Origin of the sequence: Marinobacter sp. (assembly GCF_041690455.1) — a bacterium.
Lineage (GTDB): Bacteria > Pseudomonadota > Gammaproteobacteria > Pseudomonadales > Oleiphilaceae > Marinobacter.
On record NZ_JAWLHI010000097.1, the window covers coordinates 8,817 to 10,375 of the forward strand.

Annotated in this window: 2 protein-coding genes and 1 tRNA gene; 2 read left to right on the forward strand and 1 reads right to left on the reverse strand. The window is 58.1% G+C overall.

What is annotated here, in order from left to right:
- A partial coding sequence (locus ACESMW_RS17325) for an arylesterase (RefSeq protein WP_372988234.1) occupies positions 1-448 on the forward strand: 448 nt, incomplete at its 5' end.
- Here the strand turns inward: ACESMW_RS17325 and ACESMW_RS17330 are convergent.
- Positions 443-1,351 carry a YheT family hydrolase gene (locus tag ACESMW_RS17330; protein WP_372988235.1) on the reverse strand — a complete coding sequence of 303 codons (909 nt, stop codon included), beginning with the start codon at positions 1,349-1,351 and terminating at the stop codon, positions 443-445. The two genes, ACESMW_RS17325 and ACESMW_RS17330, sit on opposite strands and share 6 nt — an antisense overlap.
- A 130-nt stretch (positions 1,352-1,481) precedes the next feature.
- On the opposite strand from ACESMW_RS17330, the gene ACESMW_RS17335 reads away from it, so the two are divergent.
- Positions 1,482-1,554 (forward strand) — tRNA-Lys (locus ACESMW_RS17335).
- The last annotated feature ends 5 nt before the right edge of the window (positions 1,555-1,559 follow it).

The window sequence follows — 1,559 nt, forward strand, 5'->3', positions numbered from 1 at the left end:
CAGTATCAGTGGCGAAACCACCGATGGTGGCGCAAGGCGCTTGCCGGAGCTGATCGCAAAGCACGGCCCTGATGTCGTGATCATCGAACTGGGTGGCAATGATGGTCTTCGGGGTTTCCCACCCAACGTGATCGAGTCCAACCTCGCGGCCATGATCGAAAATACCCAGCAATCCGGGGCGAAGGCGCTGCTGGTCGGCATGCAGATGCCGCCCAACTACGGGCCCCGTTACACACAGATGTTTGCAGAGCTGTACCCGACCCTCTCGGACCGGTACAACACCGAACTGGTTCCCTTCTTTCTGGATGGCATCTACAACCATGAGGACATGATGCAGGAAGATGGCATTCACCCGACCGAACAAGCGCAACCGAAGCTGCTCGACAAGGTCTGGCCGGTGCTCGAACCCATGCTGGAAGAGGCGCGTACAGCCGCTACTGGTTCATGACAGGTGGCTGAGGAAGCCCAGGGCGCGGCGTTCAGACCAATAGAAACCGTCCCGGGCATGCTCGACAAAGCCAACATGCCCGCCCCAGCGGGGTGCTTCCAGGCGCACATGGGCACCCAGCAACTTGCGTGATTCAGGAAAGCACTTCGCAGACAGGAACGGGTCATCGGCGGCATTGACCATTAAGGCGGGTACCCGGATATCCCGGAGACGCGGCAAGGCTGAGCACTGGGCCCAATAGTCCTCGGCATCCCGGAACCCGTGGAGGGGCGCGGTGTACCGGTCATCGAATTCCCTGAAATTCCGGATCGACTCGAATCCTTCTATATCAATAAGACCCGGAAACTTTCTGGATTTTACCTGCATTTTTACGTGCAGGTCCTTCAGAAATCTCTGCATATAGATTCGACGACTGGGAAGTGCAAGCATCTCCGCGCTGCCAGCCAGGTCACATGGCACGGAATAAGTCACGGCGCCACAAATCCGGCTATCCACTCTCTCGCCTTGCTGCCCCAGGTACAACAGCGTCAGGTTGCCCCCCATACTGAAGCCCGACAGGAACAGCGATTTGTAGTCGCCGGCAAGGGCGTGACTGACCACGTGAGTCAGATCCTCGGTGGCGCCACTGTGGTAAAAACGGGGCTGGAGGTTCATCACTCCGCCACAGGAACGGTAGTTCCAGGCCAGTACGTCCCAACCTTCGGCCAGCAGTGCCCTGGCCAGACCAAGGACGTAAGGCCGGCGGCTGTGACCTTCCAGGCCATGGGAGATCACCGCGAGACGATCGCTGCCCTGGCGATACCAGTCCAGGTGTAGCTCGTCTTCATCCAAGGTGGGCAGTACTTCCCGGGTCGGCTCCTGCATCGGCACGGACCGGAACAGGGTTGGCCACACCGATTGCACGTGGCCATTCCTTAGCCACACTGGCGGCCGGTACCGTAACGTCTTGCTTCCGTACAATTTTTAACCTTTCAATTCAGGGGGTTGACGACTCAAATCAAAGCGCTTAATATGCGCGCCACTTCTACATTGTTCCCCGATAGCTAAGATGGTAGAGCAACGGACTTTTAATCCGATTGACGCTGTTTCGAGCCCAGCTCGGGGAGACACT